The organism is Bacillus stercoris, from assembly GCF_029772985.1.
GTDB lineage: Bacteria > Bacillota > Bacilli > Bacillales > Bacillaceae > Bacillus > Bacillus stercoris.
In genome coordinates this window covers 2,941,696-2,968,058 of record NZ_CP121861.1, presented here as the reverse complement: position 1 = coordinate 2,968,058, position 26,363 = coordinate 2,941,696, and the positions used below count along the sequence as shown (strand labels likewise).

Sequence of the window (26,363 nt, the reverse complement as noted above, 5' to 3'; positions counted from 1 at the left end):
TTCAGTATAATGGATAAATAGTTTAGACTTACAAAGATAAGAGGGATTATTCATGAAATCATATATGACTCAGCGGATGGACGATTACCGTGACGGAAATGAGGATAAAGGGCGCCTTTTGGTCAGCTGTCCCGATCAGCCGGGGATCGTCTCCGCGGTTTCCGCGTTTTTATTTGAACACGGCGCTAATATTATCGAATCAAATCAATATACGACAGACCCTGAAGGCGGACGGTTCTTTCTGAGAATCGAATTCGACTGTGCGGGCATTCGTGAGAAAAAAGAATCCCTTCAAGCGGCGTTTGCCTCTGTTGCGGAAAAATTCGACATGACCTGGAGCTTAACATTGGCAAGCGAGCTTAAGCGCGTCGCCATCTTTGTTTCAAAGGAGCTTCACTGCCTGCATGAGCTGATTTGGGAATGGCAAACCGGCAACCTTATGGCTGAGATCGCTGTTGTCATCAGTAACCATGAGGAAGCGAGAGAGCTGGTTGAGCGCCTGAACATTCCATTCCACTATATGAAAGCGAACAAAGACATCAGAGCGGAAGTCGAAAAAAAGCAGCTTGAACTCCTGGAGCAGTACGATATTGATGTGATTGTGCTCGCACGCTATATGCAGATTCTAACTCCTGATTTTGTTTCGGCTCATCCGAATCGCATCATCAATATCCACCACTCATTCCTGCCTGCTTTTATCGGTGCGAATCCGTACAAACGGGCCTACGAGCGCGGCGTGAAACTGATCGGTGCGACATCTCACTATGTGACAAACGATCTTGATGAAGGGCCAATCATTGAACAGGATATTGAGCGCGTAGACCATCGCGATAATGCGGAAGCGTTGAAAAACATTGGAAGAACAATTGAGCGCAGCGTGCTTGCCCGTGCTGTGAAATGGCATTTGGAAGACCGCGTCATCGTTCATGAAAATAAAACAATCGTCTTTAACTAGACCGCAAAATGCCCGCGCAATGCGGGCTATTTTTGATCACAAAAAACCTTGACAAGTGTCTCTTTTCTTTGCATAATATAAAAAAATCATTGAGCGTTGAAGAGGATTAGTAAGCAGACCTTTCTGTGACAGAGAGCAAAATGACCCGCTGAAACATTTTGCCGCATGAAACCTGCCGAACCTGCCTTGGAGTCTTAGGGGGAAAACCTAGGCGCATAACCTGGCGTTACAGGAGAGCGGAGCGTGCACAAGCGCGTTCAATCAAGGTGGTACCACGGAAACCCATTTCGTCCTTATGAATCAGGATGAAATGGGTTTTTTTATTGTAGAAGAGCCGCGGAGGAGAATAAATGAAAAAACAAAGAATAGTAGTGAAAATAGGAAGCAGTTCGCTCACGAATAGCAAAGGGAGCATTGATGAGGCAAAAATCAGAGAGCATGTTCAGGCCATTTCCGTGTTGAAAAAAGCGGGGCATGAAATGATCCTGATTACCTCGGGAGCCGTAGCGGCGGGTTTTTCAAGCCTCGGTTATCCGTCCCGCCCCGTTACCATCAAAGGAAAACAGGCGGCAGCTGCGGTCGGACAAACACTGTTAATGCAGCAATATATGAATCAATTTAAACAATACTCATTGACTCCGGGACAAATCCTTTTAACGAGAAATGATTTTTCGAAAAGAGAACGGTATCGAAACGCATATGCTACGATAATGGAATTATTAGAACGGGGCGTCATTCCGATTATCAACGAGAACGATTCTACATCTGTTGAAGAATTGACTTTCGGAGATAATGATATGCTTTCTGCATTAGTCAGCGGATTGATTCACGCAGACCAGCTTATGATTCTCACCGACATCAACGGACTGTATGATGCCAATCCGAATGAAAATCCTGAGGCGAAACGATTTGATTATTTGCCGGAGATCACGCCTGAAATGCTTGGATATGCAGGTTCAGCCGGATCAAAGGTCGGCACCGGCGGAATGAAATCAAAGCTGTTAGCCGCACAAACCGCGCTGTCTCTGGGAGTGAAAGTGTTCATTGGAACAGGCAGCGGGGCGCAAAAACTTGCGGACATTTTGGACGGGAGGGGAGACGGCACTTATATCGGAGACAAAGAACTATCTTCGGTTAACAACACGAGGCAGTGGATTCAGTTCCACTCTCCGATATCTGGAGAAATCATCATTGATGCGGGTGCCGAAGAGGCGATGATCCATAACGGAAGCAGTCTGCTGCCCGCTGGCGTTGTGGGCGTTAACGGAAGTTTTCCGAAAGGGGCGGTTGTGGAAGTCAGGGGACCGGGCGGCGTGATCGGCAAAGGCCAAACTCATTACTCCTCCGAGGAGATTATGGAGGCTAAAGGCAAACGAAGTGACGAACTTGATTTTGAGAAAACGTTTGAGGTTATTCATAGGAATGACTGGGTCAATGTAAAAGACTAGGAGGCGGAAAAATGAGTGAAGTTTCTGTAAAAGCGAAGCAGGCGAAAGAAGCAGCAGCCGAAATGATCATGAAAACAACAGTCGAGAAGGATGAGGCGCTCAGTCTCATTGCAAACGGACTCCGTAAAGAACTGGATTTTCTCTTGGCGGAGAATGCAAAAGACATTGAGAACGGAAAAGAGAATGGTTTAACACCGGACATCATTGACCGTCTCACGCTGGATGAGAAACGTATACGCGATATCGCGGACGCGGTGGAGCTCTTAATCGACTTAGCGGACCCGGTCGGCGACTCTCTTGAAACGATTGAAAAAGAAAACGGCCTGTTTATTGAAAAAATCCGTGTGCCGCTCGGTGTCGTAGGAATGATTTATGAGGCGAGGCCAAACGTCACAGTCGATGCGGCTACCCTTTGCCTAAAGACAGGGAACGCGGTTGTTCTGCGGGGGAGCTCCTCAGCCATCCACAGCAACAAAGCGCTCGTCAGTGTCATTCACAGAGCACTTGAGCAATCAGCGCTTCCGATTCATGCTGTGCAGCTGATTGAAGATACGAGCAGAGAGACAGCAAAAGAGCTCTTTACGTTAAATGATGGCTTAGACGTATTGATTCCGCGCGGAGGCAAGAAACTAATTGATCTCGTTGTAAGAGAATCAACAGTTCCTGTATTAGAAACGGGAGCTGGAAACTGCCATATATTCATCGACGAAACGGCTAAACCGCAAATGGCAGAAAAGGTTGTCGTAAATGCCAAAACGCAGCGCCCTTCCGTATGCAACGCGATTGAATCATTGCTGATTCACAAGGCATGGGCAAGACAGCACGGGAAAGAATTGCTGGCCCAGCTGGAAAACGCGGGAGTTGAAATTCGCGGTGATGAACTTGTATGTGAACTTCACCCTTCAAGCAAACAAGCATCAAAAGAAGATTGGGAAACTGAATTTTTAGCGCCTGTCCTCAGCGTAAAGACGGTTGAGAACGTCCAAGAAGCTGTGAAGCATATCCAACAATACGGCACCAATCATTCTGAAGCGATATTAACTGAAAATGACAAAAACGCGGCTTATTTTCAAACGGCTGTCGATGCTGCCGCTGTCTATCATAACGCGTCAACCCGTTTTACTGATGGCTTTGAATTCGGCTACGGAGCCGAAATCGGCATCAGCACGCAAAAGCTTCATGCAAGAGGGCCAATGGGGCTTCCTGCACTGACTTCTACTAAATACATCATTAAAGGAACTGGGCAAATCCGCGAATAGCGGGGAAATATTTGATACAGAAGCTTATCTCGTTACGGGATAAGCTTTTTTTATGCGGCAAAAAATTGACATTACAAAATAGATTGTGTACAATTTAATTGTACAAAAGATATTAGGGGGATAAAAAAATGAGTCAGCCATTATTTACAGCAACTGTTTCAGCGGTAGGAGGAAGAGAAGGAAAGGTCATTTCATCAGACCGCGTTCTTGAGCTTGATGTCGCAATGCCGGGAACACCAAGAGCAAAGAAATTAGAAAAAGCGACAAATCCAGAGCAGCTGTTTGCAGCAGGTTATGCAGCTTGCTTTGACAGCGCATTGCAGCTTGTCGCAAGAACAGAACGGGTAAAAGTAGAGACAGAGGTTACAGCGAATGTCAGCCTGTTAAAGGATGAAGCGGACCAGGGTTATAAGCTGGGTGTGACGCTGCAAGTAAAAGGAGAAGGAGTCAGTGCATCAGAATTGGAGGCGCTTGTGAAAAAAGCGCACGGCGTCTGCCCGTATTCAAAAGCAACCTCCGGAAATATTGAAGTGACGCTTGAAGTTGTTGAATAAATAAAAAGAGGATGCCCCGCACAGGGCATCCTCAATTTTTTTAATGAAGTGTTTCCAACAATGTATATAGAGCGGACTTTAACTGTTTGAGATCCTCTCCAGATAGCTTTGAGAGCCCTAGAATCGTCTCTGGAATGTCAACCGCTTTTTCTTTTAATAACGCCCCGTCCTCTGTCAGGCTGACCAACACGGATCGCTCATCCTCTTCAGATCTTTTTCTCGTAATCAAACCCTGTTGTTCCATTCGTTTAAGCATTGGAGTAAGTGTCCCTGAATCTAAATACAGCAGCTCGCCCATTTTTTTGACAGTAAGTGTTTCATGTTCCCATAACAAAAGCAAAGCCAAATATTGAGGGTATGTTACATTCAGCTTATCAAGCAGCGGCTTGTATTGCTTTGTCATTTCCCGCGAACTCGCATATAGCAAAAAACAAAGCTGATTCTCCAATTTCATATGATCAAATTTATTTTCCATTTTGTTCACCAACTCTTTTTTTCATTCGATTCTATTGTATCTGAAAAACTTCACTTTTCCTATTCTCGGCAAACATAGCATGTTTAAAAAGATCAGAAAGGGAAATATAACAACTAGATATAAATAAGGAGGCTGAATACAAATGGCATTATTTACAGCAAAAGTAACCGCGCGAGGCGGACGGGCAGGACATATTACATCAGATGACGGTGTTCTTGATTTTGATATTGTGATGCCAAACGCGAAAAAAGAAGGACAAACCGGCACCAATCCGGAACAGCTCTTTGCGGCAGGGTACGCTGCATGCTTCGGCGGCGCGCTCGAACATGTGGCCAAAGAGCAAAATATCGAAATTGATTCGGAGATTGAAGGGCAGGTCAGCCTCATGAAGGATGAGAGCGACGGCGGCTTTAAAATCGGTGTCACACTTGTTGTGAACACGAAAGATTTAGACCGGGAAAAGGCACAAGAGCTTGTCAACGCCGCTCATGAATTCTGCCCTTACTCCAAGGCAACCAGAGAAAATGTTGATGTGAAACTAAAATTAAAATAATAACCGGCATCCTGAGACTCTCAGGATGTTTTTTGTGTGGAAGCAAACAGAGCGGGCGTGATTTTTCTCGAGGTCTGAAACATGTCTTATAAATGGATTCAGACTTATGCATGATGAATTGACGCGGAACGGGATAGGTGTGGGCACAGATGATTGATAAAATGTCAGAGAAGCGATCACAGCGTTTGAAGCCTGAAAAGTTACAGGTGAAGCGGGCGGCTGGTGCGGTGTCTGCCGTGCTGAATTGGCGTATATGACTGCTGTTTTGGGGCATAGCGGCTACTTGAAGAAATAACACGAATCAGGCCGTACATGCCTGATTCTCTTAATATTCTTTCTTATCGGCTAAATTCCGCCATGCTTGAAATGGGGATAAATGCTCTGTCAGAGTCACTTGATAAAAAGGAATTGTTCTTTCTTCAGCGGGTTTATCAATTTCTTCATAAATGAATGAATCATCAAACCCGGCTTCGGCGGCGTCTGTATGCTCCGCTGCATAGAAAACGGCTTTCGGCCGGGCCCAGTAGATGGCGCCCAAGCACATTGGGCATGGTTCACAGCTCGTATACAAAATGCAGTCATCAAGCTGGTATGCCCCTAACACCTTACAGGCGTTCCGAATAGCTGTAACTTCCGCGTGGGCAGTCGGATCATTGCTTGTTGTGACGTTGTTCTGGCCCTCTGCAATAATGGCTCCACCTTTCACGATAACGGCTCCAAAAGGTCCGCCAATTCCTGCATTCACTCCTTCACATGCGAGAGTGACAGCCCGTTTTAAGAACGTTTCATGATTCATCCCAATCCCTCCTGTCAATAGAGTGTTATTAGTATAGCCGAAAAGAATGCAAAGAACATTCTTAAATAAGTGCAAAATAAACAAAGTATTTGGGGGATTTGCTAAAATGAGAAACCGATTATGGCTGTATTATAGAAAAAACCACCTGCTAAATGCAGATGGTTTTTGAAAAATTATACTAGCTGTGTTTGCTGTGCCCTCGCCTGCTTTGCAGCTTCAACCATGTTTTTCAATGCGGCAACCGTTTCTTCCTGCTGTCTTGTTTTCAATCCGCAGTCCGGATTTACCCAGAAGCGGTCAGTCGGACAGACGGCAAGCGCATCAACAATAATGTTGTACATTTCTTCAGTTGACGGCACACGAGGGCTGTGAATGTCATATACACCAAGGCCAAGCCCTTTCAAATACGGATGGTTTTTTAAGTAATCTAAAAATCCTCCGTGGCTTCTGCTATGTTCGATTGTAATCACATCGGCATCAAGATCATTGATCGTATCAACGATATCTTCGAAGTTGCTGTAGCACATATGTGTATGAATCTGCGTCTCGTTTTTCACGGAAGAAGTGGTTAATCTGAATGCTTCTGCCGCCCAAGTCAAATACTCATCCCAATCGCGGGTTTTCAATGGAAGGCCTTCACGCAGCGCTGGTTCATCGACCTGAATGATTTGAATGCCTGCGTCTTCAAGCGCTTTAACTTCTTTGCGAAGCGCAAGCCCGATTTGGAAGGCGATTTCTTTTCTCGAAATGTCGTTTCGAGGGAAAGACCAGTTTAAGATTGTAACAGGTCCCGTCAGCATTCCTTTCACATGCTTGGAAGTCAATGACTGTGCATAGACTGTGTCTTTCACTGTCATCGGTTCAATAAATTCAACATCTCCGTAAATGACTGGCGGGCGTACACAGCGTGATCCGTATGATTGAACCCAGGCGTATTTAGTGAAGGCGAAACCGGCCAGCTTTTCACCGAAGTATTCGACCATGTCTGTCCGTTCAAATTCGCCGTGAACAAGGACATCAAGCTCCAATTCTTCCTGAATATCAATCCATCTTTTTGTTTCCGCATTGATAAAGTTTTGATACTGTTCATTGGACCACTCAGCTTTCCGCCATTTTTGGCGCGCGCTCCGCACTTCAGCAGACTGCGGGAAGCTGCCGATCGTTGTCGTCGGCAAAAGCGGAAGGCCGAGAGATTCATTTTGCAGGGCTAAACGTTCTTCAAACGGAAGCGGGCGCTTGAAGTCTTTATCGGTTAATTGCTCAAGCTCTTTCTTTTGTTCAGAATTGGCGCCTGTTGCAAACTGTTTAAGCGCCTGGATATCAGCCTTAGCCTGCTGAATCTCTTCGCTGATCGCCGCTTTTCCTGATACTAATCCCTCTTTCAAAGCTGTCAGCTCGGCCAGCTTTTCTTTTGCGTAGGATAATCCGTTCAATAGATCTGTTTCCAAGTGCTCATCGGGGTGTTTCGCTACTGGAACATGCAGCAGGCTGCTTGAAGGCTGAATCCACAGTTCATCAACTTTTGCAACGCTGAGAATATCAAGAACGGCATCGAGACGCTCTTCAAGATCTGCTTTCCAAATATTGCGTCCGTCGATAACGCCGGCTGCCAGCACTTTGTCTGTCGGAAAGCCATGTGTTTTAAGCTGTTCCAGGTTTCTCCCTTTATCGTGAACGAAATCAAGGCCGATTCCCTGAACTGGGTAAGAGATCAGCTCTTCATAAGCATCAACAGAATCAAAATACGTCTGCAAAAGCACATTCAAGGATGAAAGCTCACTTGTAATGCTTTCAAATAATTCTTTTGCGCCGCGGACATCTTCGCTAGAAGCGGTAACGAGCGCCGGCTCATCAATTTGAACCCATTTTACGCCTTCTTCTTCAAGTTCTTTCAAAAGCTGTACATATAATGGCACAAGACGTTTTTGGATCGCTTTTGCTTCAGACGGTTCATAGCCTTTAGCAAGCGTAACAAATGTATAAGGGCCGACAATCACAGGCTTTGTTTCAACACCGTATGCCTCTTTGATGCGGCGATAATCTTCGAGCTGTTTATTTCTTGTCAGACGGAACTCAATGCTCTCGTCATATTCCGGAACGATGTAATGGTAATTTGTATTAAACCATTTTGTCATTTCACTGGATACAGCGTCTTTGATTCCGCGGGCGATAGCGAAGTATGTATCGGTAGCGTCAGTCAAATGCCTGAACCGTTTCGGAATCCAGTTGAAGCTGACGGCTGTGTCGAGTACATGATCATACTGTGTGAAATCAGAAACAGGCACAACATCAATCTGCTGGTCAATTTGTGTTTTTACTGCGGATAAAAATAGTTCGTCAATTTGCTTCAAAAACGTATCTTTATCAGTACTGCCTTTCCAATACGCTTCAAGTGCTTTTTTCCATTCTCGGTTTAGTCCGATTCTGGGAAATCCTAAATTCGATGTTTTGATGGTTGTCATTGTTTCTCCTCCTTTATATGTAAAACACTCTCGTTAACCCGCGGATACAGGCTGCTAAGAGGTTTTCTCACAACAAAAAGCCTCTTTCCCATGAGAGAAAGAGGCTTTTCTACGTAAAACACTGCCTCTCTCATCTCTCAGATTCAATCTGATGGAATTAGCACCGTGCCTTATGAGACATCAGTCTCGGCGCGAAAAGCAGTGCGCCCCATTTCACAATGGTATTACGGTCGGTTGCTGTTGGGGTCAAAAGGCCAATCCCTCGCCCAACTCTCGATAAGAGAAAATGTTATTAATTTTTCGAAAAGTTGAATCATTTGTTGGTAATCTTAACAGTAATTCAAATTCATTGTCAACATAGAATTTGAAATTTTATCTACATGATTTGGAGCATATTATATAAGAAAAATAATTTTATAGGGTCAACAAATGTGATTGCTCTGCTTTTTCTGCGAGCTCATCAGGAGCTGTTAAATACAGGAATCCATTGCCTGCCAGCGTTTTTGCAATATCAAGAGGAAGTGTCCTGCGGATTAGCTGTGCGAAAACTTCAGATTCTGAAAGCTTTCTTTGAAATGATTCTTCTTCATAGCTTTTGATTAAAGCAAGCGCACCGCTGACATGAGGGGCAGCCATTGAAGTGCCGGTAAGCTTACCGTACTTCTTGTTGGGAAGAGTGGATAAGATGTTTTCTCCTGGTGCTACAAGGTCAATCTCTTTATTGGCGTTAGAAAATTCTGATAATTCTCGCGCTACAGAAACAGATCCAACTGCAATCACTTCATTATAAGCCGCAGGGTAGGAAAGCTCTTCTGTGCGTTCGTCGCCGTCACCCTCATTTCCCGCTGCACACACGACAAGCACTCCGTTTTTGACCGCGTTTTTCACGGCTTCTTCCAGCTCCGGCACATCACTTGGTCCGCCAAGGGACATTGAGATGATATCGACTTTCTGTTCCACCGCGTAGTTAATGCCGTTGATGATCCATTCGTATTGTCCGCTGCCGTTCTCGCCGCCAAGAACCTTCACAATCAATAGGCTTGCCTCAGGCGCGACTCCGGCAATGCCTCCGTTTGAATCATTAGCTGCAATCGTTCCGGCGACGTGTGTGCCGTGTCCGTTGTAGTCGGAAATCGCATCTTCCTTGCCGCCGTCATCATCCGTGAAGTTCTTTCCGCCAATGATTTGGCTTTTTAAATCTGGATGGCTCGTATCGCATCCCGTGTCCAATACAGCAATTTTTACATTCTTACCTTTTACCCCTTTCGCCCACATTTCTGGCGCCTTAATCACTTTAATGCCCTCAGGAAGCTCGTTTACATCCATGATCTGCTCATTCGTCACATACGGGATCAAGCGGATTTCACCATTCATAAAAAAGCCCTCCTTTTTTATGCTTTCAAGTGGATTCAAGGGTGTTGCCTCATATTATATGAAAAAAGCAACCGATCGGACAGAGCCATTTGAAGCATTTTGAAAAAATAGGATACACACCAAAGAATTAGTAATTTTCAAAATATTGGATGGCTTCAGCGTGTATGACTGGGATTTAGCTGGCAGTCAAGTTATAATAATGTTGGAGAAAGGAGCAGTGTGATGAAACTGAATGAAAAATTATATGCGTTTTTTTCAGAACATGTGGAGCAAATGGCCGAGGAATGGATAGAAACGATGGAGGAAAGTGATCCGAATTCGCTTTACGCCTTACATAATGCAACAGTAACGGAAGAATTGAAAGAGCAGGACAGAGAATTTTACCGGCATCTGAATTACATGTATGTTTTACCGGAAAAACAATTTCTCGAAGAATTTCAAGAGTGGGTCATTGAGCTGACGAATGATCAAAAGCATCTCGACACACCGGTTCAGTATGTCATTCGGGAGTTTATGAGAAACCGGAGATTATATACGAAGTATTTTGAGAAGTTCGCAGAAGAAAATGAGTCAGCATTTGAACCGGGAGAGAAGCAAAAATGGGCTGATTTGATTGTAAAAGTATTTGATTTCACCATTTATACATTCGTTGATCACGCTGAAATGAATGCTAAGCAACAATTAAACGCCCAGAGAGAAATGATATTGGAATTAAGCTCACCTATCATTACCCTGAGCAAATCAACAGCTCTGCTGCCGCTTGTCGGTGACATTGATACCGAACGGGCCAAGTTTATTCTGGAAAACACGCTTCAAGCTTGTGCAAAAAGACGCGTGGAGCATCTGTTAATCGATCTGTCAGGTGTTGTGGTAGTGGATACGATGGTGGCGCACCAGATTTTTAAATTGATTGAGGCGCTCAATCTGATCGGTGTCCGGTCAACCCTGTCAGGAATCAGGCCTGAGATTGCGCAAACCGCTGTACAGCTGGGAATTGATTTTTCAAATATTACCATCAAAACCAATCTTGCCCAAGCGTTAAACTATCATCAATAAAAAATCCGCTATCTTTGATAGCGGATTTTTTTATGAAGCGAAACATAAAGATACGAGAAAAGATCCCGCGAATAATAAGAGAACGAGGCAAAAGAACACCCAGTCGCGTCGGTTCACGGACAGCATCCTGTAATATGTCCGGTTTCTGCTTCCTGTAAAACCTTTCGATTCCATCGCAAGCGCTGTCCGTTCTGCTTTTCTGATGGCGCTTGCCAATAGCGGTATGGTATATCGTTTTAACCCGCTGATTTTATTTATGAAGCCGCTCTCCGCCGCACCTTCTCTGATTTTATGAGCCTGCTGGATCAGCTGGACCTCATCCTTTAACAGCGGAAGAAAGCGAAAGCCTGCAATGACACCGTACGCGAGCTTTGGTGAGAGCCTGCACTGCTGGACAAGGCTCAGCATAAATAAAATCGGATCGGTCGTAAAAACAAACATCATCGATAAGGCGGAAAAGCACAAAATACGAAAGCCCAATGAGATGCCGACAGACACATTATCGCTGTTAATGGAGATAGGGCCTGCTTGAAACAAAAAATTATCCGGTGTTGTCGGCACCTTTCCAAAAACGGCGGCTGTCCATACGCATCCGAATGCTAAAATCAAAAACGGAATCGTAAACAACAACCATTTTTTCAATGGGATTCCGGCCGCCAATAGAATACCCGCAACGATGATGATATAAAAACACGCCGGAGTGTAAGGGTTGTAAATAAACGACAGCATGACGACACAACAAAAAACCGCCGCCGCTTTTACGGTTGGATTAATGAGATGTAACGGCTGCTTCATCGCGCACCTCCTCTTGATAGGCCATCCATTCATATAGAAGGGGAAGGGTGAGCTTTGCTTTTTGGGCAAGCCCTGTTTCTTGAGAAAACAACTGCACTGGAGATCCATCAAAGGCCAAGCCTGTATTGTGAAGCACAAGCACGCTGTCAGCATACGAAGAGACTAGCTCCATATCGTGTGTAACCATGAGGACAGCGGTTCCCTCTGCCTTAATGCGCTCAATCATTTCCATACATTCAGCCGCCGTGCGGGCGTCCTGGCCAAAGGTTGGTTCGTCTAATAATAAAACCTTTACGTCGTGCATGAGCATGGTAGCAACGCTCAGTCGCCGTTTTTGCCCTTGGCTGACCGCAAACGGATGATGATCAGCCAAATGCGCAAGATCGAAACGATTCAGCAGGTGTTGCGCTTTTTTCTCAGTTTCAGCATTTACCTTCTGGCCGAACAGCAGCTCATCATACACCGTATCGGTGACGAATTGATGTTCAGGGTTTTGAAAAACAAAACCCATTCGTTTACGCAATTCTTTTTCCTTATATTGCTGCAGCGGCTGATCATAGAGAAGGATTTTGCCGCTTTGCGGTTTCATAAGACGGGCCAGAACAGATAAGAGCGTCGATTTTCCAGTGCCGTTCGGGCCGACAAGCGCCGTCAAAGAGCCTTCGCGCAATGAAAAGCTGATGTCTTCGAAAATCGTTTGTTGTCCTCTCGCGAACGAAAGGCTGCGGACTTCGAGCACACTCTTTCCAGAAGGAGTTGGCTTCTTTTCAGCACGCCCGGCAGGAAAGGGCTCTTTGAACAGCGTTTCTTTTGATAAAGTAAACGGCATACTCAGCTTTTCCTGCAGATGGCAGACCTTTGGAATTGCGATGCCCAATTTCTTTAGTGTCTCCGCTTCGTGCTGAAATAGATCTTTCGTCAGGCCATCCAGCGCTTTTTGGCCGGATTTATCGAGCACGATCGTCCTCTCAATCCAAGGCGCCCATTCATCAAGCTGATGCTCAATGACGAGGAGGCTGAAACCTTTTTCCCGCTGAAGATCTTTCATCAGATGAACGAATTCCCGCGCTGAGAAAGGGTCTAAAAGAGAAGTCGGCTCATCTAAAATAATAAGCTCAGGCTCCATCGCCAAAATACAGGCGAGAGCCACTTTCTGCTTTTGTCCTCCTGAAAGGGTGGATATCGTTTTTTCTTTTAAATGGGTAATACGTAATTTTTCTAATACGGCATTGATTTTCTCTGTCATTTCTTCTTTTGGAATCTGCAGATTTTCCAGCCCGAAAGCGATTTCGTCCTCCACCGTCAGCATGCAGAACTGCTGATCAGGATCCTGAAAAACGACCCCGGCATGCTGAGCAATCGTTTCGGTGGTTTCAGCGTTTGTGACCGGCTTTTGAAATAGAAAGACATGTCCGGACTGAATGCCGTCGCAAGCTTCCGGATATAGACCGTTTAAACAAAGGGCGAGCGAGCTTTTACCGCACCCGCTGGGGCCTAGCAATAAAACACATTCTCCTTTTTGAAGCTCAAACGAAATATTTTGAAAAACCGGTTTCTCGTCTTCTTCATAAGAGAAGCTGAGCTGGTCAACTGTCAGAAGCTCGTCAAAGGCTTGCATGTTCTGACGCCCGCTTCCGTTTCTTTTTCAGTTCCTTTCCGAGTGCCATTCCGTTTAACACACCTGTATAAGCGAGAGAGTCGCTGACGGCTTTTCCGAGAAGCCCCGCCAAGAGCGCGCCGGAAATGAGACGGATCACAAGCATAATGAGCAGATAACCTGGTGAATAGGCTGCATAGCCAGAAACAAAGAGATCGTAGATAAAGCTGGCTACTGAAGATCCCATTCCGGCCAGCATAAGGACAGGGAGAGAGTATGCTTTCCAGCGTGTTGCAAGGAATACAGCTTCAGCCCCGAGTCCTTGAACAATGCCGATGACGATGACCATCGGGCCAGACGGATTTCCCAGCAGGCACTCAACGAGAGCGGCAATGATTTCAGAAACGAGCGCCGCACCCGGTTTTCGAATGATGTATGCGGCGATGACCGAAACGATAAACCAAATGCCGTAAATCGGTTCATAGGCAATTGGCCCAAACATACCTGCAAGCACGTTTCCGAAATGTGTAAATAATAAATAAACAACGGCAAATACGATACTGATAACGGACATGATGACAATTTCTTTTACTTTCCAGCTTTTCATGTTATCCCTGCTTTCTGTTTTTTCTTGATGGGCTGTTAGCCGAAAGATTCACAGTCATGGTGATGTGGTTTGTTTGCTGCTCAGCCATGCGGAAAACGGCTTCCAATGTTCTGAATACGTCATGGGCATCCCCGTCAAGCTCGCTCGCGTAATGGACACCCTGTACAAAAGTACCTTGGGCTTTTGCGATGTCGACAGCCTTCATAATCAATCCCATATAATCCGGCTCATTCATTGGATAAAGCGCAAATTGGCACGGCGCTTCCGCGTTCAAGCCTCGGACAGCATCTTCATTGACACGCTTATTGTCTTTGGAAAGATATGTATCTCCCTGAGTGTCGCCCGGGCACCCAATGGAAAACGTGCCACTCATGACGATGTGTGTCTCGCTGTTTGCTGCATAAAGGTAAATGGCTTTTGCGGCATCGAATACATGATCAATCGATCCGCGTAACAACGTGCTGATATGGTCGGTTTTCGTCCAAACCTTGGACGTATCTGTTTTTTTCAGCGCAGACTTGATCACACTGATAAAATCATCCGTCATCGGATATAAAGAGAAGCGAAAACCGGCGATTCTGCTTGTACCGCACATATGCTCCATTTCTAAAAGCCTCCTGTTTTTTGGATAAAATAAAAAACTGCATATCCTAAGGGAATATGCAGTCATAGATCGATTAAGCGCACAAAAAAATACACCATTCGGTCAACCTGCACTTCCCCACGCTGGTATTATCCAGATCGGGTCATAAGGGATCAAAACGCGATTCTCCCGCGTTTTATCTCAGCCAAAACAGCACCCCTAGTGCTTTCCGTATACAATTTTTTATTTTGACATCATAATAGATGATAAGAATCATTTTGTAAACAACGAAATCATTTTTTTCATATAGGGACAGGAGAGGATGATCACATTTGGACAAAGGACACATATTAATTGTGGAAGATGAAGAAAAAATCGCCAGGGTTCTGCAGCTTGAATTGGAATATGAAGGATACGGCGTGACCATTAAACACAATGGAACAGAAGGCCTGAATGCGGCCGCGGAAGGCGGGTATTCCTTGGTGCTTCTTGATGTCATGCTGCCGGGGCTCAGCGGACTAGAAGTGCTGCGCCGCTTGAGAAAAACGGATCAACAGACACCGGTCATTTTATTAACGGCGCGAGACAGCATTCCTGATAAGGTAACAGGTCTGGATATCGGTGCGAATGACTATGTCACCAAGCCGTTTGAAATCGAGGAATTACTTGCGAGAATCAGGGCGGCGCTACGCCAAAATGGAACAAAAACGGAAGAAATCGGCACCTTTCTTACATATGACGATTTACGGGTGAACGAAAAAACGCGTGAAGTGAGACGCGGAGACAAAGAGGTGGAATTAACGCCGCGGGAATTTGATTTGCTCGTCTACATGCTAAAGCATCCGCAGCAAGTGCTGACACGGGAGCAAATTCTAAGCGCGGTATGGGGATTTGATTATATCGGTGATACAAATGTCGTAGACGTCTACATAAGATACATCAGAAAAAAACTGGACTATCCTTACGAAAAACAGCTGATCCATACGATTCGCGGGGTCGGCTATGCCATTAAGGGGTAAACGATGAAGCTGAAAACCAAGATTCATCTGTACACATCAATATCACTGTTGATTTTATTAATTTTGGTTCATACCGCAGTATATCTCATTTTTTCGTCTGCGCTGACATCAAAGGATGCGGCCCGGCTTGCTGATGAGACGGATAACATGGCCGAAGCGCTGCATGCTGCTGAAACAGAAGGAGTGGCTATGCAGGACATGCTGCAGGCCTACCTGCCGGCAAATGGCATGGTGCGTGTAGTGAATGGTGATCAAAAAGCCATCATGACGATCACAAAAGAAAAAGCGTATAAAGATTTTCCTCTCTCTTTTCACAGCGGGGAAATGGCAGATGTGAGGAATCATGACGGCAAGCTGTTTGCTGAGGCTGCAATTCCGGTGATTTGGACCGATGGACAAGTGGTTTCTCTTCAATTGGTGGAAAGGCAGGAGAATACAGAAGAGAGCCTGTTTCTGTTGAAAATCATCTTAATCGCTGCAAGTGCCGCTGTTTGCATTGCTTCTTTTTTTGCCGGCAGCTTGCTCGCCCGCCGTATTATCAATCCGATCAGACGATTAATGATGACCATGAGAGACATACAGCGAGAGAAAGCATTCAAAACGATTTCTTTAGAGGGACAGTCGCACGATGAATTGTATCAAATGGGGCTGACATTTAATGAGATGGCGATGATGCTGAAAGAGCACTACGATAAACAGCAGCAATTCGTTCAAGATGCTTCACACGAATTAAAAACTCCGCTCACCATTATAGAAAGTTACAGCAGCCTGATGAAGCGATGGGGGGCAAAAAAGCCGGAAGTGCTTGAGGAATCGATAGAAGCCATTCATGCAGAAACGGTGCATATGAAGAAACTGACCAATCAGCTTTTGGCGCTGGCCAAAAGCCATCAAGGACTCGAGGTTGATCTGAAAACAATCGATTTGATTGAAGTGTCGCGCGCCGTCACGCAAACGCTCCAGCCTGTCTATCAGCGCGACATTTTACTCGAAACAGATAAAAAGAGCCTGCCTGTAACAGCTGATGAAGAACGCATCAAGCAGCTGCTGACCATTTTGCTCGATAATGCCATAAAGTATAGTGAAAAAGCCATTGTGATATCAGCCGGAACGAAGGATGGACAGCCGTTTCTGTCAGTAAGGGATGAAGGTATCGGGATACCTGAGGAACATATCCCGCATTTGTTCGAACGGTTCTACCGGGCAGATGAGGCACGGAACAGAAAAACAGGCGGAACGGGTTTAGGCCTTTCCATTGCCAAGCAAATCGCCGATGAGCATGGCATTGAGCTATCTGTCAAAAGCAAGCCGGGACAAGGAACAGCTGTCACCATGCAATTCAGTGAACAGAATGGGGGAGGCCGATGAACAAACCAATAAAAGCAGTATCTTTTGCTGCAGCAGCAGTTTTAGCCGTTACCATCTGTACGTTTCTCATCATTCGGCATACCCATGAGGACGTACTTTCAAAAGAGGCTGTCATAAAAAAAGTCGAAACCTCTTATGAAGGCAAGGTCACGAAATCAACACAGTCAAAGGATAAAAAAACATATGAAATGACCCTTGAAAATCCCAAGGGAACTTATTTTCTAAAAGCTGACGCAACATCAGCTGACATTCTTTCAATGAATAGAGTAAAAGCGATGAATCCATCTGTTATGACAGAAAAAGAAGCCGAGCATCTCGCGCTTAAGCGGGTGCCGGGTACGGTCAAAAAACGAACACACAAGAATCGCGTTGCCACATATATCATTCATAAAGAAGACGGAAAAACATACGAAGTGAAGGTAGATATGCAGACAAAAACAGTCTTGTCTGCCGATCAAATCAGCAATAAAGACCAACAAAAAACACCGATTACGAAAAAAGAAGCCAAAACAATTGCAGAGCGAGAAACGGGCGGGACAGCGGATGACGCAGATCTCGAAGAAAGTGAGGGCACTCTCATCTTTGAAGTGGATGTTGATCTTCCTGATGATAAAGAAGCGACAGTGAAGATCAATGCCTACACAGGTAAGGTAGCTAACATTGTCTATGAAGACTAAAGGTTTCTCATCAAATTCTCATCTTGCTCTCGTTTTCCTTTCATGTTGAGTGTGTAAACTGTACTCATACAAAACAAAGGAGGACTCACAAATGCTCAAGAAAAGATGGATGGTCGGGCTTTTAGCAGGGTGCCTAGCGGCTGGAGGATTCAGCTACAACGCGTTTGCCAAAGAAAACAATGGAAACAGTCAGCCTTCTTCTAAGACGGATGCACTCACTGAACAACAAGCAGAATCAATTGCTAAAAAAGTTGTTGCCGGCAACGTAGAAGACATTGACAGAGAGCTTTACAATGGCAAAGAAGTCTATGAAGTGGAGATTGAAAAAGCGGGTGAAGACTACGACGTTTATGTAGATATTCATACAAAACAAGCGCTTAATGACCCGTTAAAGGAGAAAGCAGAACAAGTTGCCATAACAAAAGAAGAAGCGGAAGAAATTGCTTTAAGGCGAACAGATGGAACCGTAACAGAAAGTAAGCTGGACGAAGATGACGGTGTTTACATCTATGAAATTGAAATCCAAACGAAACAAGGAACTGAGACAGAATTTGAAATTTCCGCAAAGGATGGACGCATGATCAAAACTGAGATAGACGACTAATCAAACCCCCGCTGCAGCGGGGGTTTTTCATGATAAGAAACCTTCTTTTGGACAATCTAAGTGAAAAGGAGGCGAAACACATGGAAAAGAAAGAGGAGCAATACATCAATCAGGCTGAATATGTCCCTCATCCAACGAAGGATGGAGAGTACGCTTTATTTCTTCATGAAACGTATCATTTGCTTTCTGAAGATGACGAGAAACAAACAACAGAATAAGGGCTTAGGCCCTTGTTTTGTTCCGTAATTGTGATGTAAGCGCATTTATTACTTTTTTGAGTTGACACAGCTTGTTTTTTTCTGTAATCTCAGTGTGTCAATTCAATTAGGAACTTCGTTAGGTGAGGCTCCTGTATGGAGATACGCTGCTGCCCAAAAATGTCCAAAGACGCCAATGGGTCAACAGAAATCATCGACATAAGGTGATTTTTAATGCAGCTGGATGATTGTCCTATGCCATACAGTGCTAAAGCTCTACGATTGAAGGCGCCCGCACGCTTTTTTGCCGTGCTTCTTTCACCTTCAATCCTGAAGGCTTTTTTTATGCCTTTAAAACGAACCCAATCAAAGGAGGTGCGGAGTATGGATTCTCCCCATTCGAGTCAATCTGAAGAAGTACCCATATACTATGACAGCAAGGCAATTGATTACACGATGAGGAGACGAACTGCCGCACCTTCTGGCGAGGCCGGCACGTCTCCGTAGAGGAGGTACGAGTCCCGATGGTTCAAAACATGACCTATGACGAACTCATTTTACGCATCATTATTTTATTGCGAGACGGGAAAATCAGGGATTTCAGAAGCGTTATTGATGAGCTTCAGCCCTATGACATGGCGTTTATTTTTAAAGAAATGCCGGAAAAACACCGCGCCCGCTATTTATCTTATTTAACTGTAGACGATATCACTGATATGATCGGGGAGCTGGAACGCGAATTTCAGCTTGCCGTCTTAAATAAAGTCGGGAAAACAAAAGCAACACTGGCGATGAACAAAATGGACAACGATGACCTCGCACAATTGCTTGAAGAAATGGATGAAGAACTGAAGGAGCAGCTTTTGTCCAGCATGGAAGCGTCAGAGTCAAAAGCTGTACAGCTCTTGATGAATTATCCGGCTGACTCAGCAGGACGCATGATGACAAACCGGTATGTGTGGATTCCTCAGCATTACACGGTGAAAGACGCGGTCGTCAAATTGAAAAGCTTCGCTGAAATCGCTGAATCGATCAACTACTTATATGTTATTAATGAAAGCAAACAGCTGGTTGGGGTTCTTTCCTACCGCGATTTGATCCTGGGTGAACCTGAAGAAAAGGTGCAGGATTTAATGTTTACCCGCGTCATATCAGCAGATGCTCTTCAGGACCAGGAAGAAGTTGCCCGCCTGATTGAACGTTACGATTTCTTGGCAATACCGGTTGTAGAAGAAAACAACGTGCTTGTCGGCATTGTAACGGTTGATGATATTATCGACGTCGTCATTCGGGAAGCTGATGAGGATTACGAAAAATTTGCCGCTTCCGGTAAAGACATCACCTTTGACACAAAAGCTTACGTTGCGGCATACCGGCGCCTGCCATGGTTGATTTTACTCTTGTTTATCGGGCTGATTTCAGGAAGCATTATCAGCTATTTTGAGGATGCGCTGAAGCAGGTTGTCGCGCTTGCGTTTTTCATGCCGATGGTGTCAGGGATGACAGGAAATACGGGAACACAATCTCTCGCGGTTGTCATCAGAGGTTTGTCTAAAGAAGAAATGAACAAAAAAACGATTGTGCGCCTGATCTTCCGGGAGTTCAGAACAAGTATTTTTATCGGAGCGGTTTGTTCTGTGCTAATCGCGATTGTCTCCATCATATGGCAGGGGAATGCGCTTTTGGGATTTGTTGTTGCTTCTTCACTGTTTTTAACCTTAATCATCGGCACGATGTCAGGAACGATTATCCCTATTATTTTGCACAAACTGAAAGTAGACCCGGCGATTGCTTCTGGACCGCTGATTACAACGTTAAACGATATTTTATCTTTATTAATCTACTTTGGCATTGCCACTGCATTCATACACTCATTATAAATATAAAAAGTCCGTCTCAACTGCGAGCCGGACTTTTATCATTTAACGGTTTTTGTACCGAAAGTGAGCATTAAGCTGCCCTTCCAGCATTTTTTTCCGCACTTGCGGATCGTTTTTTAACATCTGTTCTTTTTTGCGCATATCCTTTAAAATCTCTGCCGTCTGTACACCGTCTTCACGCTTATTGGCGATATCCATCAGCCGCTCCACATCGGCAAAGGAGTATTTTCTTGTCCCCCTTGAAGAACGCTGCGGGTAAATGAGTTTTCGTTCCTCATAATACCTGATCTGTCTTACGGACAATCCTGTCAATTCACTCACAATTCCGATTGAAATCACTTTTTTGTCTTTATAAGAATGATCTTCTGTGGTCATTTTTCCACCCCTGGATGTCTTTTGATAATAGTATATAAAAAACAAAGAGAAAAAACCTGACGCTTGTCATATTTTCTAACATCAAATAGAAGATTTTTGAAAAAATACGGAAGAAAAATTAACAAGAATAATGCGTAACATACAAGCGCGTTTTATCCTTTATGTAACGAACAAACGAGGAGGAAGGATAATCATGGAGGAAGAAAAAGCGGTCTCACTGGCAAAAGAAATTATCGAGTTGGATATCAAGCGTGATGAAATGCTGGAGACGTTTATGCAGCTTGCCGGAGAACAGGCTTTTCAATTATTAAGATCCGTTCAAAACGGACGGTACCGTAAATCTTCGTAAACATAAATTCTTTACATTAGATTCATACCACGTTCATTTAAATAGAGTATCTTTTGTATAGGATACCTCAAAATGAAGGAGGACGCTATGAGTAATTTATTGAAAACCGCTTTAGAAAAAGAACGAAGCCATTATTCTGAAAAACTCTATCAAATTGGGGTTTATAATAAAGAGGTCATGAACAAAATGACGATTTCTGAGCTTCGGAAAGAATATGCTTATTTCTTTCGAAGCATTACAAATCACAGAAATTATCCTTATACAAGATAATGTATAAGGATTTTTTTGCTTTTAGAAGGAATTTCTCGAATTATAGCGAACACGTATAGTAAGGGACTGAACTCTTATTATATGTAAGGGTTTTCATTATTTTTTTATAAAAATCCTATATACGAGGTAGATATGATGAGATTATCGTTTAACGAAGAAGAAGTTGAGCGTGCGATGAATTTGTACAGAGTTTTTGCAAGGGCTTTCAAAAGTGTGTCCGAACATAGTATCCGAGATAGCAAAGAGCACGGTTTTAATCCCACTGAATTTGCTGTACTGGAGCTCCTGTACACAAGAGGCCCGCAAAAATTGCAGCAAATTGGGTCGAGACTTCTGCTTGTAAGCGGAAACGTCACATATGTTATTGACAAACTAGAAAGAAACGGGTTTTTAGTAAGGGAGCAGGACCCGAAAGATAAACGCTCCGTTTACGCACATTTAACTGACAAGGGAAATGAGTATTTGGATAAAATTTATCCGATCCATGCTCTGCGAATTGCGAGAGCGTTTTCAGGCCTTTCGCCTGATGAACAGGACCAGCTGATCGTCCTGCTCAAGAAAGCGGGCATACACAGCCAGCATTTGCTGTTTCGTTAACGACTCTACACTCTCTGTTTCAGGAGAGTGTTTTTTTGTGTCATAGGATTCTCCTTAAAACATCTTCAATCTTCCTATCAGACATTTCGTCAAGATATCCATTGACGTGTGTTTGATATTTCTTCATCAGTTCACTTGATTGAAAAAATACCGCAAAACGTTCTTCTGCTTTTTGTACATCCCAGTTTCTCATATCTATGACAAGCTTCCTTTCTTTTAAAAGGTTCAAATTCATTTCCTCCTGTCCCGGCAGTGCATGATAAATAAATACGGGGAGCCGCTTCTGTAAGCATTCACTGATGGTCACGCCTCCGGGTTTTGTCATGATGCCTGCCGCCTGTTCGTACAAACGGTTCATCTCTGCTTTGCTGTGAAGGTAAGGAATCGCCTCAATTAAAGGGTGGTGTAAACTTTTGACATAGCAGTAGAGCTTTTCGTTTCTGCCGCATAATATTTTGTATAAGATCTTTCCGCCTGGCGACAGTTTCTGCACCCATTTTAACATTCCCCCGACTCCCATACTGCCTCCTGTGATGATGATGGTATATGGCGGATGATGCTGACAGGCATCTGCTGATCCCATTTCAAACATTCGGTGAACGGGTATGCCGGTCAAGTATATGTTTTTCTGATCGATCCCCTCTGATATGAGCTGCTTCTTTACTTCGGTGCTCGGAACAAAATGGTAATCAATGTTCTTCCGTCCCCATAATTGATTCACGAAAAAATCAGTGTATACATTCACAACCGTCAGATTCGGATATTCAGGCTTTAGCCGGTTCAGCAGATAAGAAGGCAGCGCATGTGTGCAGAAGGCGAAATCAGGCTGTTTTTCTTGGAGGATGTGCCTCATTTGCTGTGTGAACAGCCATTCGTACATGGAATAGCGTTTGTCATGCTGATATTCTCCGCAGGCGAGCAGCCGGTAAATGCCGCTATACGTTTTCGGGAAGTATTGAATCCATTTTAAATAAGCCGCGGAGGACAGTTTTTCTAACCGCCTATACGCATGTGAAAAGATATCAATGTTCTCAGCTGCAAGCCCCTGAGACTCTAATTCAGCCTGCAATGCATCAGCGACATGATGATGACCGATGGAAATGCTTAAAAAAGGAAAAATGAGAATGTTTTTCATGACAGTCCTCCCAAAAAAATATGGCAACTATATTTTGGGGAGAACGCTCACAAAATATAAGGGTGTTTTTGATCATAAGGAAGGTGAAAAGATGAAAACCTGTTTCCTTTCCATTTGGAAAATGCTTGACCCGATTTATTTCTTTTTTTCTAGGCTAAGCTTGATTGACAAAGAGCAAAAAAGCGTTTTTCGAGTCAGGCTGACGAAGTATAAAGGACATCATGTCGTGCTGAGCGACGGAACGCATATTAAAAAAAATGATGTGCTCGTTAAAATCCATCTGCACAATATTAAGCTGATAAGAGAACTGCAAAGCATTGAGAGTACGGTCAGAAAAGGAATCATTATTTATCAGAAAGTATATCAATCAATGCCGCTTCTTCTTGACTATATCAACAATCATAAAAAAAGCGAGAAAATCAAAGGAATCATTGGGATTACGATGCTTGACAAAGGTGTAAAAAGGCTCGGCTTTGATGTGATCACCCCGGTGAACCCTTTTTACAGATGCTTTAAAAAAATGTCCCATGTGCCGATTTTATATTTGACTTCAAAGCCTGTGAGCTTGCGGCATTTACCGAATTCATCCTATTTGTTGATCTCAAAAGAAAAGCTGCAGAAAACCTATCAAAAAAAAGACTGATGCCTCGGTCAGCACAGTCTTTTTTGCTTAAATCTGATGAAATGTCACTTCAGGGCGGCTTCCGACACGGATATTTACGCCGGTTTGTCCCAAGCCTTCGCTGATATAAAATGGCTTATCATGATGATAATGAAGACCTTTAATCATGTTCATGCGCACGAGCTTGCCCATTTTCACCAAATGATACGGTTTTGGCCAGTGGATTTGCCCGCCGTGAAAATGGCCTGACAGCAGGTAATCATAATGAACATCTTTCATATCCAGAATAATATTTGGGTCATGTGTTAGTACAAGCTGATAGCCGTTTTCTAAACTTTGATAAGAGCCGGTGATATTACTGCGATTCGTACTGTAATCATCAATGCCAATAATATTGATTGGTCCAGCAGCCGTCTCGATTCGAACATGTTCATTTTGAAGCGTGATACAGCCGTTTTCCTCTAAAACACGCTTCAGCCTCTGAAAGTCTCTTTCTTTCAATACATAATCGTGGTTACCGAACACCGCGTACATTCCATATGCAGGCTTCAGCTTTTGCAAGGCGTTCAAGTAACCTGCCAGCTTCGGAATATTACGTTTCCGATCAAGAAAATCCCCGGTAAGAGCAATGATGTCCACAGGCTGATCTTTTGTTAAAAGATACAGCTCCTCAGGTGAGACTGAAATGTTTTCCAAGTGAAGATCTGATAAATGAAGGATATTTAATTTTTTTCTGGCTGGAAGGCCGTCTTTTTGATCGATTGAAATGGTGTTGACCTTCACATCTTTTGTATTGCGGTTCGCTTTATATAGAAATGGTACAAATACGAGTATGGCCAATGAAAGTAAGATTGTAAACAAAATATATCCCCTCCCTGCTATCAGTATAGTAAGTGATCAAGCACTATGGATAGCGGGAATTAATGGGTAGAGACAGGCAGAAAAACGGATTGTCATATGATGAATGATTTGGAAGGGAAAAGGGATAATAAATTTTGACACATGAGGCAGAACATGCCGACGGAGTCAGAATAACAAATGGATGTGTAAGCAATGTTACGGTTGATGAGACAACAAAAAAAAGAAACATATTATCTCTGGATCGCATTATTTCTTCTTTTGCTGTATGTATCCCCGCTTTTTATTTTAAAGGAAGATGCCCATATCCGAGTCCACGATAATTTAGATTCCAACATCGCGTGGTACAAGGTTCTTGCCGATAGCGGAGAAATCGTCGGCAAGGTTGACGCTGCCATTCCGCAAATCATTAACGGGCTGCCACGGGATGCCTTTGGCACCGAGTGGAGCGGCATTGTTTGGCTTCATGCATTCTTTTCTTCCATGACCGCCTATGCAATAAGCCAAACGGTTACAAGAGTTGTCGCTTTTTATGGAATGTATGTGCTGCTGAAGAAACATGTGATCCCGGAACCAAAAGCGGCTTTCATCCGAATTGGCGTATCTCTTGCATTTGCCTTAACACCTTTCTGGCCTTCGGGAATGCTGAGTACGCTTGGGTACCCTTTGGCACTGTGGGCTTTTTTAAATATCCGAAAAGGGGATATCTCATGGAGAGAATGGCTGACGCTCGGACTGCTTCCTTTATATTCAAGCTTTGTGTTAGGCTTCTTCTTTTTCCTGGCAGGAATGGCGTGTTTTTGGCTGTATGATGCCATTACAAAAAGAAGATGGAATCTGATTTTCTTAGGCAGTATTGCATTTATGACGAGTATCTATCTTTTCGTTGAATATCGGCTTGTCTATTCGATGTTGTTTGAGCATGCACCGATGCATCGGATTGAATTTATCTCATCCAGGCATGACGTTTGGCATTCTCTTCGACTATCCGTAAAAAACTTTGTCTATGGCCATAATCATGTGATGACCGTTCATACCGTTGTCATCCTCCCGATTCTGCTGCTCGTATTTGCTGCTCTGCTGTTCAAACGAAATCGGACAAAGCCAGAAAATGTTTATCTGTTTTTATGTGTGCTTAATTACGGACTGTCATTATGGTATGCGTTTTGGTTTAACAAAATTTGGGCAGTGCCTAAGCAGACATTTGCCTTTTTAGCAGAATTTAATTTTGCCCGATTTCATTTTCTGCGACCGCTTGTTATATACGTGAGCTTTGCGCTTGCTTTATATCTTATTTGGCGGATGGGGAAAGGGTGGAAATGGCTTGTGTACGCCGCGGTCGCTGCACAGCTGATGGTGCTGGCGCCTTTTAATGAAGAGTATACGTATGGTGTTCATTACAACGCGCCGACATTTAGGGAGTTTTATGCATCCGAGCAATTCAACGAGATTAAGGAATTTATCGGACGCCCGCAAGATTCGTACAGGGTGGCGAGCATCGGCCTGCATCCGTCTATTGCCCAATATAACGGGTTTTATACGTTAGATACGTATAACAATCTATATCCACTTTCTTATAAATATGAATTTAGGAAAATCATCGAAAAAGAGCTGGAAAAAAACACTCGGCTGAAACAATATTTTGATGAGTGGGGCAGCCGCTGCTACCTTTTTGTCGATGAACTCGGTAAACGATACGATTTCAAAAAGAACTCGAAGAAAACGATCAACAATCTTCAATTAAATACAGATGTATTTAAAAAAATGGGCGGACGGTACATTTTTTCTTCAGTTCCGATCATGAATGCTGAACAAAACCATCTTGCGCTTGTCAAGACGTTTGACCATAAGGATTCCGCTTGGCGCATTTATTTATATGAAACAAGATAAGGAGGATA

28 protein-coding genes, 1 pseudogene and 3 riboswitches are annotated in these 26,363 nt (G+C 44.0%); of the genes and pseudogenes, 18 read left to right on the top strand and 11 right to left on the bottom strand.

Annotated features, from left to right (window positions below; translation table 11 throughout):
- The first annotated feature begins 52 nt into the window (after positions 1-52).
- The 4 genes from purU (at position 53) to QA442_RS15405 (ending at position 4,216) form a co-directional block, all read left to right on the top strand.
- Positions 53-955 carry a formyltetrahydrofolate deformylase gene (purU, locus tag QA442_RS15420; protein ID WP_014663695.1) on the top strand — a complete coding sequence of 301 codons (903 nt, stop codon included), beginning with the start codon at positions 53-55 and terminating at the stop codon, positions 953-955.
- A gap of 350 nt (positions 956-1,305) precedes the next feature.
- A complete protein-coding gene (proB, locus tag QA442_RS15415) occupies positions 1,306-2,403 on the top strand; it encodes a glutamate 5-kinase (protein ID WP_014663696.1) in 1,098 nt (365 codons plus the stop codon).
- 11 nt (positions 2,404-2,414) lie between these two features.
- On the top strand, positions 2,415-3,662 hold the full coding sequence (gene proA / locus QA442_RS15410) for a glutamate-5-semialdehyde dehydrogenase (RefSeq protein WP_014663697.1): 1,248 nt from the start codon (positions 2,415-2,417) through the stop codon (positions 3,660-3,662).
- Between the two features lie 128 nt (positions 3,663-3,790).
- Positions 3,791-4,216: an organic hydroperoxide resistance protein gene (locus QA442_RS15405; RefSeq protein ID WP_014663698.1), complete on the top strand. Its 426-nt coding sequence runs from the start codon at positions 3,791-3,793 to the stop codon at positions 4,214-4,216.
- A 40-nt stretch (positions 4,217-4,256) separates the two neighbouring features.
- On the opposite strand, the gene ohrR is transcribed toward QA442_RS15405, so the two are convergent.
- Entirely contained in the window at positions 4,257-4,691 is a 435-nt protein-coding gene (gene ohrR, locus QA442_RS15400; protein WP_014663699.1) for an organic hydroperoxide resistance transcriptional regulator OhrR, read from the bottom strand.
- A 142-nt stretch (positions 4,692-4,833) separates the two neighbouring features.
- Between ohrR and ohrB the strand changes: the two genes are divergently transcribed.
- Positions 4,834-5,244, top strand: coding sequence for an organic hydroperoxide resistance protein OhrB (ohrB, locus tag QA442_RS15395; RefSeq protein WP_095431455.1), 411 nt, complete (start codon positions 4,834-4,836; stop codon positions 5,242-5,244).
- Positions 5,245-5,569: 325 nt separating this feature from the next.
- Here the strand turns inward: ohrB and guaD are convergent, their stop codons facing one another.
- The 3 genes from guaD to isp form a co-directional block, all read right to left on the bottom strand.
- The gene (guaD, locus tag QA442_RS15390; RefSeq protein WP_095431454.1) at positions 5,570-6,040 is read right to left on the bottom strand and encodes a guanine deaminase; all 471 of its coding nucleotides are present in this window, start codon (positions 6,038-6,040) and stop codon (positions 5,570-5,572) included.
- A gap of 173 nt (positions 6,041-6,213) precedes the next feature.
- Positions 6,214-8,502 (bottom strand): 5-methyltetrahydropteroyltriglutamate--homocysteine S-methyltransferase, encoded by a 2,289-nt coding sequence (gene metE, locus QA442_RS15385; protein WP_095431453.1) that lies wholly within the window; start codon positions 8,500-8,502, stop codon positions 6,214-6,216.
- Between the two features lie 127 nt (positions 8,503-8,629).
- A riboswitch (SAM riboswitch) is annotated at positions 8,630-8,785 on the bottom strand.
- 131 nt (positions 8,786-8,916) lie between these two features.
- On the bottom strand, positions 8,917-9,876 hold the full coding sequence (gene isp / locus QA442_RS15380) for a serine protease Isp (protein ID WP_014663706.1): 960 nt from the start codon (positions 9,874-9,876) through the stop codon (positions 8,917-8,919).
- A gap of 222 nt (positions 9,877-10,098) precedes the next feature.
- On the opposite strand from isp, the gene rsbRB reads away from it, so the two are divergent.
- Positions 10,099-10,932 carry an RsbT co-antagonist RsbRB gene (rsbRB, locus tag QA442_RS15375; RefSeq protein WP_014663708.1) on the top strand — a complete coding sequence of 278 codons (834 nt, stop codon included), beginning with the start codon at positions 10,099-10,101 and terminating at the stop codon, positions 10,930-10,932.
- 30 nt (positions 10,933-10,962) lie between these two features.
- Here rsbRB and thiX read toward each other — a convergent pair whose 3' ends face one another.
- From thiX to thiU, 4 genes are read right to left on the bottom strand one after another with little or no spacing between them, the layout of a single operon-like run.
- Positions 10,963-11,727, bottom strand: a complete 765-nt coding sequence (thiX, locus tag QA442_RS15370; protein ID WP_095431452.1) for an HMP/thiamine ABC transporter permease ThiX — start codon at positions 11,725-11,727, stop codon at positions 10,963-10,965.
- A complete protein-coding gene (locus QA442_RS15365) occupies positions 11,702-13,345 on the bottom strand; it encodes an ABC transporter ATP-binding protein (protein WP_095431451.1) in 1,644 nt (547 codons plus the stop codon). The genes thiX and QA442_RS15365 overlap by 26 nt, the downstream gene beginning before the upstream one ends.
- The gene (locus tag QA442_RS15360) at positions 13,332-13,931 is read right to left on the bottom strand and encodes an ECF transporter S component (protein WP_095431450.1); all 600 of its coding nucleotides are present in this window, start codon (positions 13,929-13,931) and stop codon (positions 13,332-13,334) included. Before QA442_RS15360 ends, QA442_RS15365 begins: the two co-directional genes overlap by 14 nt.
- Before the next feature lies 1 nt (position 13,932).
- A complete protein-coding gene (gene thiU / locus QA442_RS15355) occupies positions 13,933-14,535 on the bottom strand; it encodes an HMP/thiamine ABC transporter substrate-binding protein ThiU (RefSeq protein WP_095431449.1) in 603 nt (200 codons plus the stop codon).
- A gap of 97 nt (positions 14,536-14,632) precedes the next feature.
- Positions 14,633-14,745: riboswitch (TPP riboswitch) on the bottom strand.
- A 101-nt stretch (positions 14,746-14,846) separates the two neighbouring features.
- Between thiU and ykoG the strand changes: the two genes are divergently transcribed.
- The 7 genes from ykoG (at position 14,847) to mgtE (ending at position 20,259) form a co-directional block, all read left to right on the top strand.
- Positions 14,847-15,533, top strand: coding sequence for a two-component system response regulator YkoG (ykoG, locus tag QA442_RS15350; protein ID WP_071580593.1), 687 nt, complete (start codon positions 14,847-14,849; stop codon positions 15,531-15,533).
- A gap of 3 nt (positions 15,534-15,536) precedes the next feature.
- Complete coding sequence (locus QA442_RS15345) at positions 15,537-16,901, top strand: sensor histidine kinase (protein ID WP_095431448.1); 1,365 nt, start codon at positions 15,537-15,539, stop codon at positions 16,899-16,901.
- Entirely contained in the window at positions 16,898-17,578 is a 681-nt protein-coding gene (locus QA442_RS15340) for a PepSY domain-containing protein (protein ID WP_095431447.1), read from the top strand. The genes QA442_RS15345 and QA442_RS15340 overlap by 4 nt, the downstream gene beginning before the upstream one ends.
- A gap of 91 nt (positions 17,579-17,669) precedes the next feature.
- The gene (locus QA442_RS15335; RefSeq protein ID WP_095431446.1) at positions 17,670-18,182 is read left to right on the top strand and encodes a PepSY domain-containing protein; all 513 of its coding nucleotides are present in this window, start codon (positions 17,670-17,672) and stop codon (positions 18,180-18,182) included.
- An 80-nt stretch (positions 18,183-18,262) separates the two neighbouring features.
- Entirely contained in the window at positions 18,263-18,400 is a 138-nt protein-coding gene (locus QA442_RS15330; RefSeq protein ID WP_071580597.1) for a transcriptional regulator SplA domain-containing protein, read from the top strand.
- Between the two features lie 107 nt (positions 18,401-18,507).
- Positions 18,508-18,673: riboswitch (M-box (ykoK) riboswitch) on the top strand.
- Positions 18,674-18,763: 90 nt separating this feature from the next.
- On the top strand, positions 18,764-18,886 hold the full coding sequence (locus tag QA442_RS15325) for a hypothetical protein (protein WP_071580598.1): 123 nt from the start codon (positions 18,764-18,766) through the stop codon (positions 18,884-18,886).
- A 17-nt stretch (positions 18,887-18,903) separates the two neighbouring features.
- Entirely contained in the window at positions 18,904-20,259 is a 1,356-nt protein-coding gene (gene mgtE / locus QA442_RS15320) for a magnesium transporter (RefSeq protein ID WP_014663717.1), read from the top strand.
- A 42-nt stretch (positions 20,260-20,301) separates the two neighbouring features.
- On the opposite strand, the gene QA442_RS15315 is transcribed toward mgtE, so the two are convergent.
- Positions 20,302-20,634 carry a MerR family transcriptional regulator gene (locus tag QA442_RS15315; protein ID WP_003232541.1) on the bottom strand — a complete coding sequence of 111 codons (333 nt, stop codon included), beginning with the start codon at positions 20,632-20,634 and terminating at the stop codon, positions 20,302-20,304.
- Positions 20,635-20,827: 193 nt separating this feature from the next.
- Here QA442_RS15315 and QA442_RS15310 point away from each other — a divergent pair, with 193 nt between their 5' ends.
- The 3 genes from QA442_RS15310 (at position 20,828) to QA442_RS15300 (ending at position 21,850) form a co-directional block, all read left to right on the top strand.
- Positions 20,828-20,983 (top strand): hypothetical protein, encoded by a 156-nt coding sequence (locus QA442_RS15310; RefSeq protein WP_052438165.1) that lies wholly within the window; start codon positions 20,828-20,830, stop codon positions 20,981-20,983.
- 87 nt (positions 20,984-21,070) lie between these two features.
- Positions 21,071-21,253, top strand: a complete 183-nt coding sequence (gene ykoL, locus QA442_RS15305; RefSeq protein ID WP_014663719.1) for a stress response protein YkoL — start codon at positions 21,071-21,073, stop codon at positions 21,251-21,253.
- A 132-nt stretch (positions 21,254-21,385) separates the two neighbouring features.
- Positions 21,386-21,850 carry a MarR family winged helix-turn-helix transcriptional regulator gene (locus QA442_RS15300; protein WP_003232536.1) on the top strand — a complete coding sequence of 155 codons (465 nt, stop codon included), beginning with the start codon at positions 21,386-21,388 and terminating at the stop codon, positions 21,848-21,850.
- 5 nt (positions 21,851-21,855) lie between these two features.
- On the opposite strand, the pseudogene QA442_RS15295 reads toward QA442_RS15300, so the two are convergent.
- Positions 21,856-22,985, bottom strand: a pseudogene (locus QA442_RS15295) (MGDG synthase family glycosyltransferase).
- Between the two features lie 91 nt (positions 22,986-23,076).
- Between QA442_RS15295 and QA442_RS15290 the strand changes: the two are divergent.
- Positions 23,077-23,628, top strand: a complete 552-nt coding sequence (locus tag QA442_RS15290; RefSeq protein WP_040083805.1) for a YkoP family protein — start codon at positions 23,077-23,079, stop codon at positions 23,626-23,628.
- 27 nt (positions 23,629-23,655) lie between these two features.
- On the opposite strand, the gene QA442_RS15285 is transcribed toward QA442_RS15290, so the two are convergent.
- A complete protein-coding gene (locus QA442_RS15285; RefSeq protein ID WP_095431444.1) occupies positions 23,656-24,468 on the bottom strand; it encodes a metallophosphoesterase in 813 nt (270 codons plus the stop codon).
- 192 nt (positions 24,469-24,660) lie between these two features.
- Between QA442_RS15285 and QA442_RS15280 the strand changes: the two genes are divergently transcribed.
- Positions 24,661-26,355: a DUF6044 family protein gene (locus QA442_RS15280; RefSeq protein ID WP_071580601.1), complete on the top strand. Its 1,695-nt coding sequence runs from the start codon at positions 24,661-24,663 to the stop codon at positions 26,353-26,355.
- The last annotated feature ends 8 nt before the right edge of the window (positions 26,356-26,363 follow it).

What these genes read in the sequence shown, in the direction of transcription:
- QA442_RS15365 (WP_095431451.1), bottom strand. Translation starts at nt 13,345, where the DNA reads ATGCAAGCCTTTGACGAGCTTCTGACAGTTGACCAGCTCAGCTTCTCT.
- QA442_RS15330 (WP_071580597.1), top strand. Translation starts at nt 18,263, where the DNA reads ATGGAAAAGAAAGAGGAGCAATACATCAATCAGGCTGAATATGTCCCT.
- isp (WP_014663706.1), bottom strand. Translation starts at nt 9,876, where the DNA reads ATGAATGGTGAAATCCGCTTGATCCCGTATGTGACGAATGAGCAGATC.
- metE (WP_095431453.1), bottom strand. Translation starts at nt 8,502, where the DNA reads ATGACAACCATCAAAACATCGAATTTAGGATTTCCCAGAATCGGACTA.
- QA442_RS15360 (WP_095431450.1), bottom strand. Translation starts at nt 13,931, where the DNA reads ATGAAAAGCTGGAAAGTAAAAGAAATTGTCATCATGTCCGTTATCAGT.
- ohrB (WP_095431455.1), top strand. Translation starts at nt 4,834, where the DNA reads ATGGCATTATTTACAGCAAAAGTAACCGCGCGAGGCGGACGGGCAGGA.
- proB (WP_014663696.1), top strand. Translation starts at nt 1,306, where the DNA reads ATGAAAAAACAAAGAATAGTAGTGAAAATAGGAAGCAGTTCGCTCACG.
- thiX (WP_095431452.1), bottom strand. Translation starts at nt 11,727, where the DNA reads ATGAAGCAGCCGTTACATCTCATTAATCCAACCGTAAAAGCGGCGGCG.
- QA442_RS15280 (WP_071580601.1), top strand. Translation starts at nt 24,661, where the DNA reads ATGTTACGGTTGATGAGACAACAAAAAAAAGAAACATATTATCTCTGG.
- thiU (WP_095431449.1), bottom strand. Translation starts at nt 14,535, where the DNA reads ATGGAGCATATGTGCGGTACAAGCAGAATCGCCGGTTTTCGCTTCTCT.
- mgtE (WP_014663717.1), top strand. Translation starts at nt 18,904, where the DNA reads ATGGTTCAAAACATGACCTATGACGAACTCATTTTACGCATCATTATT.
- QA442_RS15335 (WP_095431446.1), top strand. Translation starts at nt 17,670, where the DNA reads ATGCTCAAGAAAAGATGGATGGTCGGGCTTTTAGCAGGGTGCCTAGCG.
- purU (WP_014663695.1), top strand. Translation starts at nt 53, where the DNA reads ATGAAATCATATATGACTCAGCGGATGGACGATTACCGTGACGGAAAT.
- QA442_RS15405 (WP_014663698.1), top strand. Translation starts at nt 3,791, where the DNA reads ATGAGTCAGCCATTATTTACAGCAACTGTTTCAGCGGTAGGAGGAAGA.
- QA442_RS15340 (WP_095431447.1), top strand. Translation starts at nt 16,898, where the DNA reads ATGAACAAACCAATAAAAGCAGTATCTTTTGCTGCAGCAGCAGTTTTA.
- QA442_RS15310 (WP_052438165.1), top strand. Translation starts at nt 20,828, where the DNA reads ATGGAGGAAGAAAAAGCGGTCTCACTGGCAAAAGAAATTATCGAGTTG.
- ohrR (WP_014663699.1), bottom strand. Translation starts at nt 4,691, where the DNA reads ATGGAAAATAAATTTGATCATATGAAATTGGAGAATCAGCTTTGTTTT.
- QA442_RS15315 (WP_003232541.1), bottom strand. Translation starts at nt 20,634, where the DNA reads ATGACCACAGAAGATCATTCTTATAAAGACAAAAAAGTGATTTCAATC.
- QA442_RS15325 (WP_071580598.1), top strand. Translation starts at nt 18,764, where the DNA reads ATGGATTCTCCCCATTCGAGTCAATCTGAAGAAGTACCCATATACTAT.
- proA (WP_014663697.1), top strand. Translation starts at nt 2,415, where the DNA reads ATGAGTGAAGTTTCTGTAAAAGCGAAGCAGGCGAAAGAAGCAGCAGCC.
- QA442_RS15345 (WP_095431448.1), top strand. Translation starts at nt 15,537, where the DNA reads ATGAAGCTGAAAACCAAGATTCATCTGTACACATCAATATCACTGTTG.
- rsbRB (WP_014663708.1), top strand. Translation starts at nt 10,099, where the DNA reads ATGAAACTGAATGAAAAATTATATGCGTTTTTTTCAGAACATGTGGAG.
- ykoL (WP_014663719.1), top strand. Translation starts at nt 21,071, where the DNA reads ATGAGTAATTTATTGAAAACCGCTTTAGAAAAAGAACGAAGCCATTAT.
- QA442_RS15290 (WP_040083805.1), top strand. Translation starts at nt 23,077, where the DNA reads ATGAAAACCTGTTTCCTTTCCATTTGGAAAATGCTTGACCCGATTTAT.
- guaD (WP_095431454.1), bottom strand. Translation starts at nt 6,040, where the DNA reads ATGAATCATGAAACGTTCTTAAAACGGGCTGTCACTCTCGCATGTGAA.
- QA442_RS15300 (WP_003232536.1), top strand. Translation starts at nt 21,386, where the DNA reads ATGATGAGATTATCGTTTAACGAAGAAGAAGTTGAGCGTGCGATGAAT.